Raw genomic sequence first — 15,614 nt, 5'->3', positions numbered from 1 at the left:
AAAGACGAATTTAAGGGAGAAGCCGGATGCGTTTTGTTGGCTACATCAAGCCCGATCGGCGTGATCCGCGCGACCGAATGATGGGTGTCGTCGTTGGCGACAAGGTCGCGCCGCTCGCAGAGATCGATTCCTTCTACGATGATCTGCCGGCGTGGAAGAGCCATGCTTCGGAGATTAAGGCTGGTAGTATTCCGCTCGCCGGTCTGTTGCTCGCACCGCCCGTACCACGTGACGCGAAAATTGTTTGTGCGGCCATCAACTACGTCAAGCACGGCGCGGAAGCAAAACTGCCGACACCGACGTTTCCGAACCTTTTTGCGCGCTGGGCTTCTGAACTTGTCGTCGATGGCGCAACTATTCCGGTGCCCGTCGCTGAACCGGACGGCCTCGATTGGGAAGTCGAACTGGCTGCCATCATGGGCGTCACGACGATTGACGGCGATAAGCATACGGCCGCCGCCAGCGTGTTCGGCTATACGGTCGCCAACGACGTCAGTGGCCGTGCAGCGCAGCTTCAGTCCACGACATTGAGCACCGGCCAATGGGGGCTCGGCAAGAACGTCGACAAGAGTTGTCCGATCGGCTCCTTCATCGAGACGGCCGACGCTATCTCCGTCGACAACCTCAAGCTTGAGACGATTGTGGACGGAAAGGTGATGCAGTCCGGAACCACCGCGGAAATGGTGTTCAGCGTACCGGAACTAATCGCGTTCACCTCTCGCCATGTCACGCTGCGACCCGGCGACGTGATTCTGACCGGTACTCCAGATGGCGTCGGGATTGGCCGTACCCCGCGGATCTACATGAAACCGGGCGCCTCGCTCACCACGCGGATCGACGGCCTCTGTAGCATTACGAATTCAATCGTCGACAGCACGCACCGCGCCTGACGACATCATCAAGGAGGAAGAAATGGCTGGTGTAGAGCGAAAGATCGAAGGCGCGATCACGGTCGATACGACTGTCCCGGACAGCGCACTCACGCGCGAGCAGATCGTTGCCCGCAACCTTGAGGTTGTCGAAGCACATTTTCACAATGAAAACCCTGAACACGTGGAAAAGGCCATTGCGCTTTATGGCGATAATATCAGTTGGGAGGCGCCAACGCGCGGCGTCGTGATGAACGACAAGGCCGAGATCCTCAAGGCATATCGTGGCATCTTTCGCACGGTGGCGTTTCGCCGCGTCATTCCGCTACGTCGCTTCGCAACGGAACAATTTGTGTTCGACGACCAGATCGGACACGTTACGATCGTTGGCGACGAGATGCCGAACATTCCATATCCCATCGGGTCGGAACTAGCCGTTCGGTTGACCCATGTGTTTGAGATGAAAGACGGGAAGATAATTCGCGAAATCGCCTACGAGATGTGGCGCGAGGAGGGGGCTCCGAATGCGGTCGACTTCGTACCGCCGGGCGCCAAGGAGATCGTATTCGCTCCCGTCGCCGCCGCCTAATACAGATAACATCGACGGTGCGACATCGGGCCGCTCCGTCTCCGATGCTTCGAACGCGAGGACCTGCCATGACACCCGCCCACGCATCGCGCAAGGAATCCCGACGCCTCCAACATGCCGACCTACGACAGCTGTTCGTGGATGCGCGCACGCACAACGGTTGGCTTAACACGCCCGTGCCGGACGAGATACTTCGCGAAATCTACGATATCGCCAAATTTGGTCCGACCAGCATGAACACGCAGCCGATGCGCTTGTTGTTCCTGCGTGCGGCGGCCGCCAAAGAGCGTCTCAAGCCGCATCTCGCGCCAGGTAACGTTGACAAGACTATGGCGGCTCCGGTCACCGTTATCATAGGCCACGATCTCACCTTCTATGAGCATCTGCCGACGCAGTTCCCGCACAATGCGAATGCAAAAGGCGTGTTCGAAGGTAAGTTGCCCTTGATCGAGATGACGGCGTTCCGCAACGGCACCCTACAGGGCGCCTACCTCATCATCGCCGCCCGCGCGATCGGATTGGACTGCGGTCCGATGTCGGGCTTCAACAATGCCGGCGTGGACGCGGAGTTCTTTGCAGGCACCCAGGTGAAGTCGAACTTCCTATGCAACCTTGGCTATGGCGATCATACGAAGATCTTCGATCGCTCGCCACGGCTCGAGTTCGATTCGGTTTGCACATCACTCTGATTTGCGCATGCCCGGCGAGTGCGATTTGTTCCACAGGAGCGCGACTATGGCGAGCGATTCAAAACAGAATTCCGGCACCGGAGATACGATCGATTTCGATGCGCTGATGCAGGTCAATCTCGTTCGCGTTTTCAACGAGCATGACGCGGACCGCCGTCGCACCGCACTCCGGGAGTTGTACACCGAGAACGCAATCCTTTACGACCCGGAGACCGTCGCGACCGGACGAAAGGCGATCTCCGATGCTATTGGCAACCTCCACGCCAGCCTGCCGCCCAACTTCATCTTCACCCCGGCCGGGCGTGCTGTGGGCCACAACGGCGTCGGACGGCTCTTCTGGCGGGCGGGCCCACCCGACGGCGCCGTAGCCGTGACGGGTACCGACATAGCCCATTTCGAAGGCGGACGGATCAAGTCGCTCTACGTTTTCGTTGATCCGGCGCCGCGCTGACGGCCTCATTGTCCGCGAGGCGAACGACAGGATGAGTGCACGGCAGCGCTGAAGCTGTTGCCGTCTGCCAAGATTACTCGGTCGTCCGTGAAGAACTTTAGATTCACGCTGGAACAGTCTGAATCGCGGCGGTGAGAGCCATGAGGATTCGGCGCAGCAACAGGCTGAGCCAGCGGACGAGGCGGCGGAAGTTGTAGCCGGCGGCGGCAAGGACGGCGTTGGCGGCGTCCCCCTGGCAGCGCCAGAGATAATTGCGGCCCATGCGGTGCTCGGCCTTGAGATGGCCGATGACGGGTTCGACGGCGGCCCTGCGGCGCAGTTCACGCTTGATCTTGGGCGTCACCCCTCGCTTCTGGCCGGAGATGAAGACCCTGAACTTGTGATCGGGCGGCGCATTGTGCCCGCGGTATCCCTTGTCGGCGAGAATGCGCGCGATGGTGTTGCCGACCATCGCTTCCATGTCCGGGATCACGGTGGCCAGCGTGTGACCGTCATAGGGGTTGCCGGGCAGCGCCTTCACATGGGTGACGGACTGGCCGCCCTTGGCGCGGCTGATCGTGGTTGCAACGGAGACTTTGACGCCGAACTCGTAAGGCCGATGGGCCTTGCCCTTGCCGATGCATTCGACCTCCGGCGCGTGCAGGGAATAGACCTTCGGCCCGCGTTGACGCTGTTGCTGCTCGCGCACGCGCCGCGCCAGCGGCAGCAGCTTCGCGAACGCCGCTTTGAGCCCGCCGTTGCCGTCGATCTTGCGGCCGATGTCGCGGATCACGCGGCCGAGATAGGTCCGCAGCGTCTTGAGCGCCCGGTTGGCGCGCTTGAACTGCTTGGCGTGGGCATAGCGCTGATGCTGGATCAGGGCGAACTTGCCCACCCGCGCATAGGACTGACGCAAATTGACGCCGGCCAGCTTCGCCAGCCGCACCAGTTTCTCGCGCGCCCGGTTCAGAAGCTTCGCATCGGTGGGGAACGTCACGTTCTTGGGCTGAACCGTGGTGTCGACGATCACCCGGGACAGCTCGGACGGCTTGATTGCCTTGGTCCTGGTGGCCACCGACAGGCTCTCCTGGATCAGTGCAGCCAGCCGCTCTTCGCCCATCCGGTTGCGCCAGCGCGTCAGCGACGAGCGATCGAACACCAGATGGTGCTGGAAGAACTCCTCACCACAGAAAAACTGGTAATAGGGGTTCTCGACCCAGCGTCGCAAAGCACCTCGTCCGACAGGTCATAAGTGTGCTTGAGAATAGCCAGCCCCGCCATCAAGCGCGTCGGCAGCGGCGGGCGGCCGGGGGCATCGGTGTAGACCGCTCCGAACCTCGCTTCCAGAAATCCCCAATCGATCGTCCGCGCCAGCTTCACCAGCGCGTGTTCCGTGTCAATGATCTGGTCAAGCCGTGAACGAAACAGATCCTGATCGCCGCTCTCCCGACGCTCCCGTGGCCGCATCGAATCCTCCGCTCGTCACCACCAGCAGGGAATCACAGCTCGAGATTCGAAGGAATCACAAACATCATTCTGCAAGAAAACCGCCTCCCAAACACCGGTTGCTGGCAAATCCAATCCCGGAAGTTCCGGCATTTTCCTTGCCGCTCAATCGCTTCAGGATTTTTCACGGACGACGACTTCCATTTCCCGACCCGGAAAGCCTTCGCCGACGCGGCGGTCGCTCCGTGGTTAAGGCGTATCGCATGGCCATGGCCGCATCAGAAGTCCGATACGCTTCCCACGCTAAATCCAGTAAAGCGACTTGCTCTGTAGGGCTTCGGATCCACAATTGGCTTGGCGCCCGTCACAATGTCCGCGATAAGGTGGCCCGATCCTGGGCCTATACCAAAGCCATGGCCGCTAAAGCCCGCAGCCAATATCAAGCCAGGTAGGCTCGATGCTTCTCCGATGACTGGCAACCCATCGGGGGTCGAGTCGATGTAAAACGCCATGCTATTTCCACCATTTTCGATTGGCGGGATCCGGTGGATCCGCAGTTTGCCGATGATGCCGGAATGAAATGGTGCCTCGATTTCATGAAGAAGTACTATTCCGATGGCGACGTGAACGATCCGCAAAATCAGATCGGCGTGTCGATCGGGGCATCATTTGTTCAGGTGCTGAAGCAATGCGGTGCCGATCTCACTCGCGAAAATGTCCTGAAGCAGGCAAACGGCATCAAGGATCTCCAGCTCCCGTTGTTGCTGCCTGGGATCACCCTCAACACAAGTCCTGAGGATCACTACCCGATCGAGCAGCTCCAACTCGTGAAGTTTGATGGAAAAACATGGGCCCGCTTCGGCAGCGTGCTGAGCAGCCATTGACCGCGGGAATCTCAGGGTGGTGCGCGGCAGTCAGTCGAGCAGCGTGCCAAGATGTGCAGCGCGAGTGGATCTCCGCGCTTGTTTGGGGAGAAACAATCATCCACCGGTCGCCCGCGTCGGTAAGGACAGCGCCTCGGCGATCGGTGTTCTCCGCACGCGGGTGCGACGGTCTGGAACCGGTACGTCAACCCGCGAGCTTTTCAATCTTCGATGATGCAGCGCAGCGATGCCGCCAAATTATCGTAGCCGCATAGCTATTTTTGAAATCGTTTATCAATATCAAACCTAGCCAGCCCTGCCGCGGCGGTGTATGCAACCGGTCAATCAGAATTGCGGCCACGGTGACGATTCGCCGTGTTTCCTTCAGCAATTTCTGGTCCGGCTTATGGTGGCTTCATTGAGCAAAAGTACGGTCAAACGTCCTGTCGTCCGCGGGACGGCCTCCAAAACCAAGGGCGGCCCTCCTGTTAAGGCTGCGGGCAAGAAGGCGCGTCCAGCGCCTCCGCTGACCGTGTCGCGGCCCGAATTGCTCGTCCAGGGATCCGATCGGGCATTCCGCAGTCTTGTGCACAGCTTGTTCGGATTTCTTGCGCGCCACGAGGCGGTGCGTGCCGGCCACGGCGCGCGGATCGGACTCGTGGGGATTGAGTACACTGTACTGATTTCGATAGGCCATCTGGCCGTTCAGGAAGGTGACGTGAGCGTCAATCGGGTTGCCGAGCACCTCTATCTGAGTGGGGCGTTCGTCACCACCGTGACAAATAAGCTGCTGCAGCATGGCTTTATCCACAAGACCCCGGATCCCAATGACCGGCGCCGCGTCCGTCTTGAGATTTCCGAAGAGGGGTGGGGACGCCTGGCTGAACTGGCGCCCGTTCAACGGCAGGTGAACGATGTTCAATTCGATTGCCTCAGCGCCTCTGAATTCAAGCAGCTCTCGGATATGATCCAGCGGCTTATTGACAGCAGCAACCGCGCGTTGCGGCTCCAGGCCTACCTGGAGGAGGAGCGGCGTCGGATCGCTCCGATCCGCCAAGGCGCGACCGGAAACAGGCAAAGCTGAGCTTGCAATGGCTGGTTTGCGTTGCGCGCATCCGGTCACACGACGCCGTCTTCGTGTAGCGTTGCGCTGAACCGGGTAACCAAGCCGGCTAACCGCGCGCGTGTTAGCAGGTGCGCGCATCCTCGATCACCACAGCTTCGACGACAACGCGGGTCCGCGGTTCCGATTGGCCACGCCTGCCAGATCGGGGCGACCGCGCGCGGAAAGTTCTTCGGTGCGGCTTGTAATAGCTTCGAGAATTAGCGATTAAAGCTTGCATACCGGAGGTAAGAGATGCGCATCAGGAAAGTCACACCCTTATTGACGAGGCTCGCCGCGAGGCCGGCCGCGACGCAGACCACCGCTCCGCAAGGTCGCGGCCGCGGCGATTCGGCGGGGGTGGCGCTGGTGTGATTTTTTGCGTGGCGGATACATGTGGCGGACAGCGTTCATTGCGATAGTCACGACAACAGCGTTTGGAGGGATTTCGATGGCGCAATCTATCAAGGCCACGGCCGTCGGATCTTGGACACTGGTTTCGTACGTCAGCACCGCCGGCGACGGTACAAAACGCGAGAATCTCGGGCCTAATCCGATCGGAGCCGCGAGCTTCGACGCCAAGGGCAACTTCATGATTTCGATTATCCGGTCGGATCTTCCCAAAATCGCGTCCGGAAACCGCGAGCAGGGGACACCTGCAGAAAACGGCGCGATTGTACGCGGCTTAATTGCGTATTTTGGGAATTACACCGTGGCGGAGACGGGCGACGAACTGATCGTCAAGATCGAAGGCGCTACGCTGCCGAACTGGATCGGATCAACTCAAAAGCGCGGTGCCGTGATGCCGAGCGCAGACGAATTGTATCTCGTCAATTCGATCGCGTCAGGCGGAGGTGTTGCCGAAATTCGCCGGAATCGTAACAAGTAAAGCGACGCCTGAGTGGGACAGCTTGCATACTTGACTTGTAAACGAAGCTATTGTACGGAGGTGTTAACGGCTTTTTATTAGCCTTTAGCTTTCTCCGGAGACCCGTGATGAAACTTGATATCCGACGTTTGATTAGCTTGGTCGATCACAGGGAGGTGGAGGCCGGCCGTCGACACTCGCAGCCGCTCCGCCGCGTGGCGGCGATCGCCATCGTCGCTAATCCCTTTGCAGGCCGGTATGAAGAAGACCTGCAAGCTGCCATCGAGGCGAGCGTTGACGTCGGGGCACTGCTTGCCAAACTGGCGCTCGAGGCGATGGGGCCGCACAAGATTGAGAGCTACGGCAAGGGCGGCGTGGTCGGCCTTGGCGGCGAACTTGAGCATTCGAATGCGATGCTCACCACCACGTTCGCGACGCCCTTGCGTGACGCGGTTGGTGGCGCGAAGTCCTGGATCCCTTCTTTCACGAAATACGCTGCGCCAGGCTGCTCGATCGACGTGCCGCTCGCGCACAAGGACGCGCTCTACGTTCGGTCGCACTACGACGGGATGACGGTCACGCTGCCGCCCGATGCTCCGGGCGCAGATGAGGTGGCCCTGATCGTTTGCGTCGCAAATCGTGGCCGCCTGAACGCCCGCGTGGGCGGTCTCGCAGCTAAAGATGTCGCAGGTACAGATGGCCTGCATTAAAGAGCAGCGCACGGGAGGTCGTGATGCGAACAGCTATCGTCAATATCGGCCGCATCGTCACTGGTGAACTCAAGTCACCGATCCTGAGCGGCGACACCATCCTTATGGAAGACGGCCGGATCACCGGCATCGGTACCGTGGCAGCCGATAAGGTCGCATCAGCCGACGTGGTTGTTGACGCCGATGCGACAACGGCAATCCCCGGGCTGATTGACAGTCACGTCCATATCACGTTCGGCGACTACACGCCGCGCCAGCGCGCCGTGGGATATCTTGAAAGCTACGTCCACGGCGGTGTTACCACATCGATCACGGCGTCCGAGGTCCATACGCCGGGTCGTCCAAAGGACCCCGCCGGCGTTAAAGCCCTCGCGCTTGCCGCGCGATCGTGCTTTCTCGACTATCGACCCGGCGGCATGCGCGTTCACGCGGGCTCGATCATTCTTGAGCCCGGTCTGACCGAAGGCGACCTTGAAGTACTCGTAAAGGCCGGACTTTGGCTCGCCAAAGCAGGCTTTGGAGCCTTCCAGACCCCGTTCGAGTACGCGCCCCTGATGAAAGCCGCCAAACGGATGGGGATGGTGACGACGATGCACACTGGTGGATCGTCTATCCCCGGCTCTTCGGGGATCTGGGCGGAGCACATACTCGCTTCCGATCCATCAGTCTCCTTCCACGTCAATGGCGGGCCCGTCGCGATGCCGGACGAAGGATTTGCGCGACTGGTAAACGAGAGCCGCATCGCCCTTCAGCTCTGTACTGCGGGCAATCTTCGCACTGCGCTTCTTACTGCCAAGCTCTTGGATGAGGCCGGTCAGCCCGAGCGCTTGCTGATTGCGACGGACACCCCGACGGGTAGCGGAATTATGCCGCTCGGCATGCTGTACACCATTAGCCATCTCGCCAGCCTCGGCAACATTCCGCCTGAGCAGGCGATCGCGGCCGCGACGGGCAACAACGCGATTACTTATCGGCTCAACAGCGGCATTCTGGCTGCGGGCAGGGACGCGGACGTGGTGCTTGTCGACGCGTGCGCAGGAGGGTCTAAGGACGACGCTTTGTCTGCGCTTCGCAACGGCGACGTGCCAGCCGTGGCCGCGGTCTTCACCGACGGCGTGCCGCGGTTTGTCGGACGCAGCAGGAATACGCCGGCCGCCATCCGTAATGTCCGCGTCGCTCAGAACAAGCTTCCTCGCGACTTCTCTGGAGCGGCCGCGCACTGACGCTTAAGCCCGACAAGCCTGCGCCTCCTGCGATATAACCTTAAAAAGGATGAGACTCCATGGCTATGCTTACAAATGCACTCGCCGCTGCGATCCTTACAATGACGCCGGGTCTGGCTTTCGGGCAGGTCAGCGAAATTGAGCTTGGCGCAGTTGTGCCTAGCAGCGGCCCGTTTGCGGAATGGGGTCGCAGCAACACCGTCACTTTGAAAATGCTCGAGCAGCAGACCAATCAAGCGGGCGGTATCAATGGAGCGAAGCTCAAGATCACCATCCTCGACGATGCCGCCAAGCCAGCTCAAGCGGCAAGTTCGCTTCGCAAACTGGCGGGCGACAACAAGGTCATTGCTGTGGCGGGGCCGCTGACGTCAAGCGCAGCGGAAGTAACGTTTCCAGTCGCGAACGAAATGAAGGTGGTTTCGACATCGCAGGCGTCGGCCAAACCCGGCGTGGCAAAGCTCAACCGCCCGTGGGCTTTCCGCAATACGATTGATGAAGGCGTCCTCGCGAACACGACTGTGCCGTTCTACAAGAAGGCATTTAACATCAAGAGTGTCGCCATCATCTTCGATGCCAAGGATGCGACCGCATCGACGGTGGGCAAGGTGATCATGCCCGCGGTCATGAAAGCTAACGAGATTACGGTCGCCAACGAAGGCGATTTGCTCTCTTTCAGTACTGGCGATCTCGACGTTTCGGCGCAGGTCACCAAGCTTAAGTCGCTGAATACCGATGGGGTCGTCGTGAGCGCGGACTACAGCCAAGCCATTACAGTCATCCGTGAGATGAAGCGACAGGGCTTGATGAAACCGGTGATTGGTTCGACTCAGCTCATCTCGTCGGCAATCCTCAAGGCCGCTCCAGATCTTCCGATCGTAGCGCCTGCATCGTTCTACGCGACGATGAAGGGGGAAGCGCCCGAGAAGTTTGTTGCCAGCCTGCAGCCGTTGCTCCGCAAAGAATCCGGCCTTCCGCCGGAGATCGAGCCCAGCATGTACGACGCTAACATATACGAGATCGTCAACATGTATATCGCGGCGTTGAAGAAGGCCGGGATTTCCGGCAAGCCTGAAGATCTGGAGGCTGATCGTAGCAAGGTCCGAGACTATCTCGCAAAGCTCGAAGGGTTTCCTGGTCTGAGTGGGCCGATCGGGTTTAACGACGACGGTGATGCCATCAAGGCGTTCTTCGTCTTGCAGGGGCAGAGCGGCACTTGGGAAACAAAGGTGCGCGGCTGCAGTTCGGCACCCAATCATCCGGCTTGCTGAACGCAACTCTTAAAAAATGAGGCGACCGGATCGGCTCGGGTCGCCTGGGCGATCACTCTATTGCGCGGATAGCCTTCATGCTCATTCAACAGCTTATAAATGGACTGACGCTCGGCGCGGTCTACACATTGCTGGCCCTATCGTTTTCGATCGTGATGGGGATACTTGGCATCCTCAATCTTGCGATCGCCGAGCTTTTCATGTTTGGAGCCTATCTCGGTTTCACGCTGATAGCCGCCGGCTTGCCACTTCCCGTCGCCGTGACGGGTGGCCTTCTCGGCGCAGCCGGGATCGCCGTCGTGATCGAGAAAGTCGGCTATCAACCATTGCGCAACGCGCCGCTGGTGACGCCGATGCTAAGCACGCTTGGCTTCTCGATCATTCTCCAAAACGTTGCGACGAACATCTGGGGCTCGGACCCGCTGCAACTGCCAGACAGTCTCTTCAGCAAACAATACGCGATCGGTGCAGCGAGCATTGGAGAGATGCAACTGATCGTGATCGGTGCCACGGTCGGTCTGGTAGCCGTCGTCGCATTTGTCATTCAGCGGACCTCTATTGGGCGCGCGCTGCGCGCCGTCGCCGAGAATAGGGACGTTGCGCGCCTCCTTGGCGTGTCTGCCGATCGACTTACGCTGTTGGCTTTTGCTCTCTCGGGAGCCTTGGCTGGTGTCGCCGGCGTGCTGATCGCCCTGCATTACGGCGCCATCACGCCGTATCTGGGCGTCGAGATCGGGTTGAAGGCCGTTGCCGTTATGGTGATCGGAGGAACGACCAACATTTGGGGGGCGCTGGTCGCCGGACCGCTGATCGGGACCGCGGAGGTGATGACGGTTGCCTATGGAGGCTCGCAGATCCGCGACTTCGTCGTCTACGGATTTATGATCCTGATCTTGCTGCTTCGGCCGCAAGGCCTCCTCGGAAGCCGCCAGCAGGGGCAGCGCGTCTGATGTCCACATATTACGCCAGTCTATTTGCCGATGCTGGGATCCTGTTGCTCGGGGGGCTCAGTGTCTACATCATCCTTTCGACTGGACAGCTTTCTCTCGGTAACGCCGCATTCATGGGTATCGGCGCGTACTGCTCGTCCTACCTGACCGTCGTCGTTGCCTTGCCGGTTACGGTCGCGATTGCGATCTCTGCTCTCGCGGCAGGAATGATCGGCGCAGTCATCGCCTTTCCGGCGCTGCGCCTACGTGGAATCTATCTCGCCATGGCGACGCTGGGCTTCGGCGAGATGATACGTAGCTTCTTGTTGAACTTCGACCCTATGGGCGGCGCCGGCGGTTTTCACGGCATGCAGCACGTATCCGTTGGATATATTTGGACATGGAGCGCTCTGATCCTGGTCGCGGTCATGGTGATGGAACGCTCGCGTATGTGGCTCGAAATCCAAGCGGTCCACGATGACGAGATCGCTGCCGGGCTGATTGGATTAAACACCGTCATGATCAAGGTTGGCACATTTGCTGCGGGTGCCGCCATAGCCGCCGTTTCTGGCGGCCTTTATGCCCATCACCTCGTCTACATCGAACCATCAAGCTTTGGCTTCGAGCGCTCAATCGATCTCGTGCTGGCCGTGATCCTTGGAGGTTCGACGACGTGTCTTGGGCCCTTCGTCGGGGCACTGCTGCTCGTGTTCCTTCCCGAGGTCTTGAGACCGATCGCCGATTGGCGAATGGCGGCCTTTGGAGCACTACTCGTCCTCGTCCTGCTGATACGCCGGCAAGGGATCCTTGATGGCGCCCTTATTCGCCAACTGATGTTGCAGAGAGGTGGGGCATGACCGGTACGCTCCTCGAGCTGGACGGCGTGACCAAGCAGTTCGGCGGGATTCGCGCACTCTCCGAGATGGTCTGCGAGGTGCCCAAAGGAAAAATCGTCGGAATTATCGGGCCTAACGGTGCCGGCAAGACCACGCTTTTTAATACGATCACCGGCGCCTATCGTGTTGACGCTGGCGAGGTCCGGCTGGAGGGCGTGGCTATCACCCACTGGCCATCGCATCGCATCGTACGTGGCGGAATTTCTCGGACCTTTCAGAATATCCGCCTTTTCGGAAGCATGTCGGTCTTCGAACACTTGCTCGTTGCACAGCCGCATGGCGAGTCCTGGTGGCGCCGCCTGCTGCCGATTGGCTGGGCCAACCCATCAGCAAAGTCACGTGCCGAAGAGGTCCTGGAATTCTTTGCACTTACCAAGCTGCGGGACTACCCCGCTAAGTCGCTGTCGTACGGGATCCAGCGCAAAGTCGAGATGGCGCGGGCGGTTACGGCGCGGCCAAAACTCCTGCTGCTCGATGAGCCGGTCGCGGGAATGAACTACGACGAGGCGGAAGAGGTTCGAGACCTCATGGTAAAACTACGCGACTCTGGGCTCACAATCCTTCTGATCGAGCATGACATGAACTTTGTCATGCGCTTGTGCGATTATCTTTATGTGCTCGATTTCGGCGTCCTGATCGCTGAAGGGGCACCCGAAGACGTTCGTACAAATCCTATAGTGCTCGATGCCTATCTTGGGAGGGATGCCTAGTGCTCTCCGTCGAAAATCTCCAGGTCAAGTACGGCGCGATCACCGCGGTACGTGACGTCAGCCTCGAAGTGAAAGAGGGGGAGATCGTCGCGCTTCTCGGTGCCAACGGCGCCGGCAAAACCACCATCGCGCGCGCGGTCGCCGGCCTTATGGCGTTCCAGGGGAGCATCACCTACCGAAATGAACGGCTCAAACCCAACGATGCCGAGAATACATTACGTCGCGGCGTTGCGCTGGTCCCGGAGGGACGCGGGATTTTGGCCCGCATGACGGTGTACGAAAATCTGCTCATGGGCACGTATGCCCGTCGCGATAAGAAAGCGGCGTCCAATGACGTCGCGCGGATGCTCGAGCGGTTTCCGATACTTGCCGAGCGCCGCGACAGGCTTGCAAGCCTGCTGTCTGGCGGCGAGCAGCAATTGCTGGCGATCTCGCGCGCGCTACTGGCCCGTCCGTCCTGTCTCCTTCTCGACGAACCGTCGCTGGGGCTCGCGCCGCTAATGACCGAGAAGCTTTTCGACATGATCGGACAGTTCAGAAGTGATGGTCTCACTGTCGTCCTGGTCGAGCAGAAGGCCCGTCAGGCCCTCAAAATTGTTGACCGCGCTTATCTCATTGAAACCGGTCGCGTTTTGACGAGTGGCTCAGCAAGCGCCCTTATCAACGATCCGACGCTTGCAGACGCGTTTCTGGGCGGCCCGCACTGATCGGGTGCAGCCTTGCAGGTCGAAGACCAACGAAGTAGCGGCATCAAGCCAAACTATCAGCGCAAACGCTTCTTGCAATAGCTTTGTATATTAGCTATTGGTCAAATTAAGCGCCGTCGCTTCCCTATCAACGGAGTTTCTCCATGAGCCTAGCCGTTCAGTCGAAGACAATCCCTCAATCAGTGAAGACGTCCGTTAAGGACGGCGCCAGTCATATTGCCAGCTTGCGCGATGGCCGCGCCGTCTATCTCGATGGCAAAAAGGTCGACGACGTGACCACCCACCCGGCATACAAAAACGCCGCGGCGTCCTCGGGCGCGCTCTACGACTATCAAGCCGATCTCAAGAATATTGACCGCCTGACGTTCGATCTGGGCGACGGACACCGCGTAAGCCGCGCCTGGGAACTGCCCAAAAGCTACGAGCAACTGGTTGAGCGGCGTAAGGCCCTGGTCGAATGGGCGGAAATGCACGGCGGTTTCATGGGCCGGTCTCCGGACCACGTCGCTTCGTCGGTCTCGGCCATGTATATGGCCGCCGAAGTTTTCGACAAATACGATTCGAAGCGCGGTCAGGCTTTTCGCGCATGGTATCAGCAGGCTCGCCGCGATGACATCTTCTTGACTTATGTCATCAACAACGTGCAGGGCGACCGTTCGAAGGCGTTCGGCGACCAGGGCGTGAACGCCAAGGACATGGTGGCGCGTATCGTCGATGAAGACGCCTCTGGGATCACGATTCGCGGTGCCAAACTGTTTGCGACCAGCGCGATCATGGCGAACGAGATATTCGTCGCATCCGGGCAGCCGCTGAAGCCCGGCGAGGAAGACCTCGCGTTCTCATGCGCGCTTCCGATGGACACTAAGGGCTTACAGTTGCTTTCACGCAAGTCCTTCGAAGCTCACGCGCCGAGTGAGTTCGACAACCCTCTATCCTACCGCTATGACGAGAACGATGCGCTCGTTTTCTTTGACGACGTGAAGGTGCCGTGGGAGCGCGTGTTCCATCTGCGCAATACAGACGCCTGTCGGGCACAGTTCCATGACACGCCGGCGCACGTTTACCAGAACTATCAGGCGCAGATCCGTCTCTCAGTTAAGCTCCGCTTCCTTGTTGGCCTGGCGCAGGGCATCGCGAAAACGATCGGGACCATCAATTTCCCGCCGGTCGTCGAAACCCTCGGGAAACTTGCATCCCAGGCGTCACTCATCGAAGGGATGGTCTACGGCATGGAAGCCGCCGGCAACATGCGGGGAGAATATTATTTGCCCAACCGTAACCTGATGTACGCTGCGCAGGTGCAGTCGCAGGAAATGTACCCGCAGATCATCAATACGATCCGTGAACTTGCTGGCGGCTCCCTCCTGATGCTGCCGTCCTCGGTCGACGACTTCCGCAATCCTGAGTTGTCGAAGATTATCTCGCTGACGCAGGTTTCGCCTTCGATGTCGGGCGCGGAACGCGTCAAGCTACTGAAACTGACATGGGACGCTGTCGGATCTGAATTCGCCTCGCGGCATCTCCAGTACGAGATGTTCTATGCTGGCGCGCAATTCGTCACCCGCGGTCACAGTTACAGGACTTACGACTGGGCCCGGGCCGGCAAGGTGGCTGAGGGCATTGCCGGAAAATACGGAAATCCCGCCACCGCTGCGATGTCGGCCTGAGTATTCGGGTGACTTGAGAGGGGAGGGCGCCGCGGCGTTCATCATCGCGGCGTTCTCGTTCCGAGCCTGCATAGCCCTGAAACAAGGATCTTGGCATGACTTCGGTATTAGACAGCCGCACCCTGAGAAATTTGCTTGGGCACTTCGCCACGGGCGTCATCATCGTCACCGCGAGAACGGCCGACGGGCAACGTATCGGGATGACGATGAGCTCGTTCAACACAGTCTCGCTCGATCCGCCGCTCATCCTGTTCAGCATCCATCGGAATGCATTGAGCCTGCCGGCGTGGCAAACCGTGGAGAAGTACGCCGTCAATATCCTAGGAGCTGCCCAGGAAGAAGTCGCCAACCGCTTCGCTCGCGCCAAAGACGACAAGTGGGAGGGCACCAAATTTGAAGAGCCAGAAGGGTTATCGCCTCACATCGCGGGCAGCATCGCCGTCCTCCAATGTGACGCTCATGCGCGCTACGACGGCGGCGATCACGAAATTTTCCTCGGTCGCATCACGTCGCACAAACAGGCGCTCCACGCCGCACACGACCCGCTGCTGTTCTTCGGCGGTAAGTTTCGGAACTTGGCGGCTGAACAAGGCCACGCGCCGGCCGACGACGCCATCTATCTGCACGGCTGGTAGCTAAGCCGGTCCG

The 15,614-nt window shown here is 59.5% G+C and carries 16 protein-coding genes and 2 pseudogenes; 16 read left to right on the top strand and 2 right to left on the bottom strand.

The features are described from left to right. The first annotated feature begins 26 nt into the window (after window positions 1-26). The 4 genes from ABIB06_RS12305 to ABIB06_RS12290 all read left to right on the top strand — a co-directional run bounded on the left by ABIB06_RS12305 (window position 27) and on the right by ABIB06_RS12290 (window position 2,598). Window positions 27-890, top strand: a complete 864-nt coding sequence (locus tag ABIB06_RS12305) for a fumarylacetoacetate hydrolase family protein (RefSeq protein WP_354068739.1) — start codon at window positions 27-29, stop codon at window positions 888-890. Window positions 891-912: 22 nt separating this feature from the next. After that, complete coding sequence (locus ABIB06_RS12300) at window positions 913-1,458, top strand: nuclear transport factor 2 family protein (protein ID WP_354047268.1); 546 nt, start codon at window positions 913-915, stop codon at window positions 1,456-1,458. A gap of 68 nt (window positions 1,459-1,526) precedes the next feature. Then, entirely contained in the window at window positions 1,527-2,147 is a 621-nt protein-coding gene (locus ABIB06_RS12295; RefSeq protein ID WP_354047270.1) for a malonic semialdehyde reductase, read from the top strand. A gap of 46 nt (window positions 2,148-2,193) precedes the next feature. Next, a complete protein-coding gene (locus ABIB06_RS12290) occupies window positions 2,194-2,598 on the top strand; it encodes a nuclear transport factor 2 family protein (protein ID WP_354047272.1) in 405 nt (134 codons plus the stop codon). A 103-nt stretch (window positions 2,599-2,701) separates the two neighbouring features. Here ABIB06_RS12290 and ABIB06_RS12285 read toward each other — a convergent pair. Beyond that, window positions 2,702-4,044 (bottom strand): annotated as a pseudogene (locus ABIB06_RS12285) (IS5 family transposase). 257 nt (window positions 4,045-4,301) lie between these two features. Continuing rightward, a pseudogene (locus ABIB06_RS12280) lies at window positions 4,302-4,532 on the bottom strand (NAD(P)/FAD-dependent oxidoreductase); the annotation flags it as partial. A 36-nt stretch (window positions 4,533-4,568) separates the two neighbouring features. Between ABIB06_RS12280 and ABIB06_RS12275 the strand changes: the two are divergent. The 12 genes from ABIB06_RS12275 (at window position 4,569) to ABIB06_RS12220 (ending at window position 15,601) form a co-directional block, all read left to right on the top strand. Beyond that, window positions 4,569-4,907, top strand: a complete 339-nt coding sequence (locus tag ABIB06_RS12275) for a type 1 periplasmic-binding domain-containing protein (RefSeq protein WP_354047274.1) — start codon at window positions 4,569-4,571, stop codon at window positions 4,905-4,907. Between the two features lie 310 nt (window positions 4,908-5,217). Further along, a complete protein-coding gene (locus ABIB06_RS12270; RefSeq protein ID WP_354047275.1) occupies window positions 5,218-5,970 on the top strand; it encodes a MarR family winged helix-turn-helix transcriptional regulator in 753 nt (250 codons plus the stop codon). A 469-nt stretch (window positions 5,971-6,439) separates the two neighbouring features. Then, entirely contained in the window at window positions 6,440-6,877 is a 438-nt protein-coding gene (locus tag ABIB06_RS12265) for a lipocalin-like domain-containing protein (RefSeq protein WP_354047277.1), read from the top strand. A 107-nt stretch (window positions 6,878-6,984) separates the two neighbouring features. Continuing rightward, window positions 6,985-7,566, top strand: a complete 582-nt coding sequence (locus tag ABIB06_RS12260) for an amino acid synthesis family protein (RefSeq protein ID WP_354047279.1) — start codon at window positions 6,985-6,987, stop codon at window positions 7,564-7,566. 23 nt (window positions 7,567-7,589) lie between these two features. After that, window positions 7,590-8,789 (top strand): amidohydrolase family protein, encoded by a 1,200-nt coding sequence (locus ABIB06_RS12255; protein ID WP_354047281.1) that lies wholly within the window; start codon window positions 7,590-7,592, stop codon window positions 8,787-8,789. 59 nt (window positions 8,790-8,848) lie between these two features. Further along, window positions 8,849-10,057, top strand: coding sequence for an ABC transporter substrate-binding protein (locus tag ABIB06_RS12250; protein ID WP_354047283.1), 1,209 nt, complete (start codon window positions 8,849-8,851; stop codon window positions 10,055-10,057). Between the two features lie 77 nt (window positions 10,058-10,134). Beyond that, window positions 10,135-11,007 (top strand): branched-chain amino acid ABC transporter permease, encoded by an 873-nt coding sequence (locus ABIB06_RS12245; protein WP_354047285.1) that lies wholly within the window; start codon window positions 10,135-10,137, stop codon window positions 11,005-11,007. Further along, a complete protein-coding gene (locus ABIB06_RS12240; protein WP_354047287.1) occupies window positions 11,007-11,843 on the top strand; it encodes a branched-chain amino acid ABC transporter permease in 837 nt (278 codons plus the stop codon). Before ABIB06_RS12245 ends, ABIB06_RS12240 begins: the two co-directional genes overlap by 1 nt. Beyond that, the gene (locus tag ABIB06_RS12235; protein WP_354047289.1) at window positions 11,840-12,592 is read left to right on the top strand and encodes an ABC transporter ATP-binding protein; all 753 of its coding nucleotides are present in this window, start codon (window positions 11,840-11,842) and stop codon (window positions 12,590-12,592) included. The genes ABIB06_RS12240 and ABIB06_RS12235 overlap by 4 nt, the downstream gene beginning before the upstream one ends. Then, the gene (locus ABIB06_RS12230; protein WP_354047291.1) at window positions 12,592-13,299 is read left to right on the top strand and encodes an ABC transporter ATP-binding protein; all 708 of its coding nucleotides are present in this window, start codon (window positions 12,592-12,594) and stop codon (window positions 13,297-13,299) included. Before ABIB06_RS12235 ends, ABIB06_RS12230 begins: the two co-directional genes overlap by 1 nt. A gap of 143 nt (window positions 13,300-13,442) precedes the next feature. Then, the gene (locus ABIB06_RS12225) at window positions 13,443-14,966 is read left to right on the top strand and encodes a 4-hydroxyphenylacetate 3-hydroxylase family protein (RefSeq protein ID WP_354047293.1); all 1,524 of its coding nucleotides are present in this window, start codon (window positions 13,443-13,445) and stop codon (window positions 14,964-14,966) included. Window positions 14,967-15,061: 95 nt separating this feature from the next. Next, complete coding sequence (locus tag ABIB06_RS12220) at window positions 15,062-15,601, top strand: flavin reductase family protein (RefSeq protein WP_354047295.1); 540 nt, start codon at window positions 15,062-15,064, stop codon at window positions 15,599-15,601. Window positions 15,602-15,614 lie beyond the last annotated feature (13 nt).

This window comes from Bradyrhizobium sp. LB8.2 (assembly GCF_040548035.1).
GTDB lineage: Bacteria > Pseudomonadota > Alphaproteobacteria > Rhizobiales > Xanthobacteraceae > Bradyrhizobium.
This window is presented reverse-complemented; position numbering and strand designations above follow the sequence as displayed.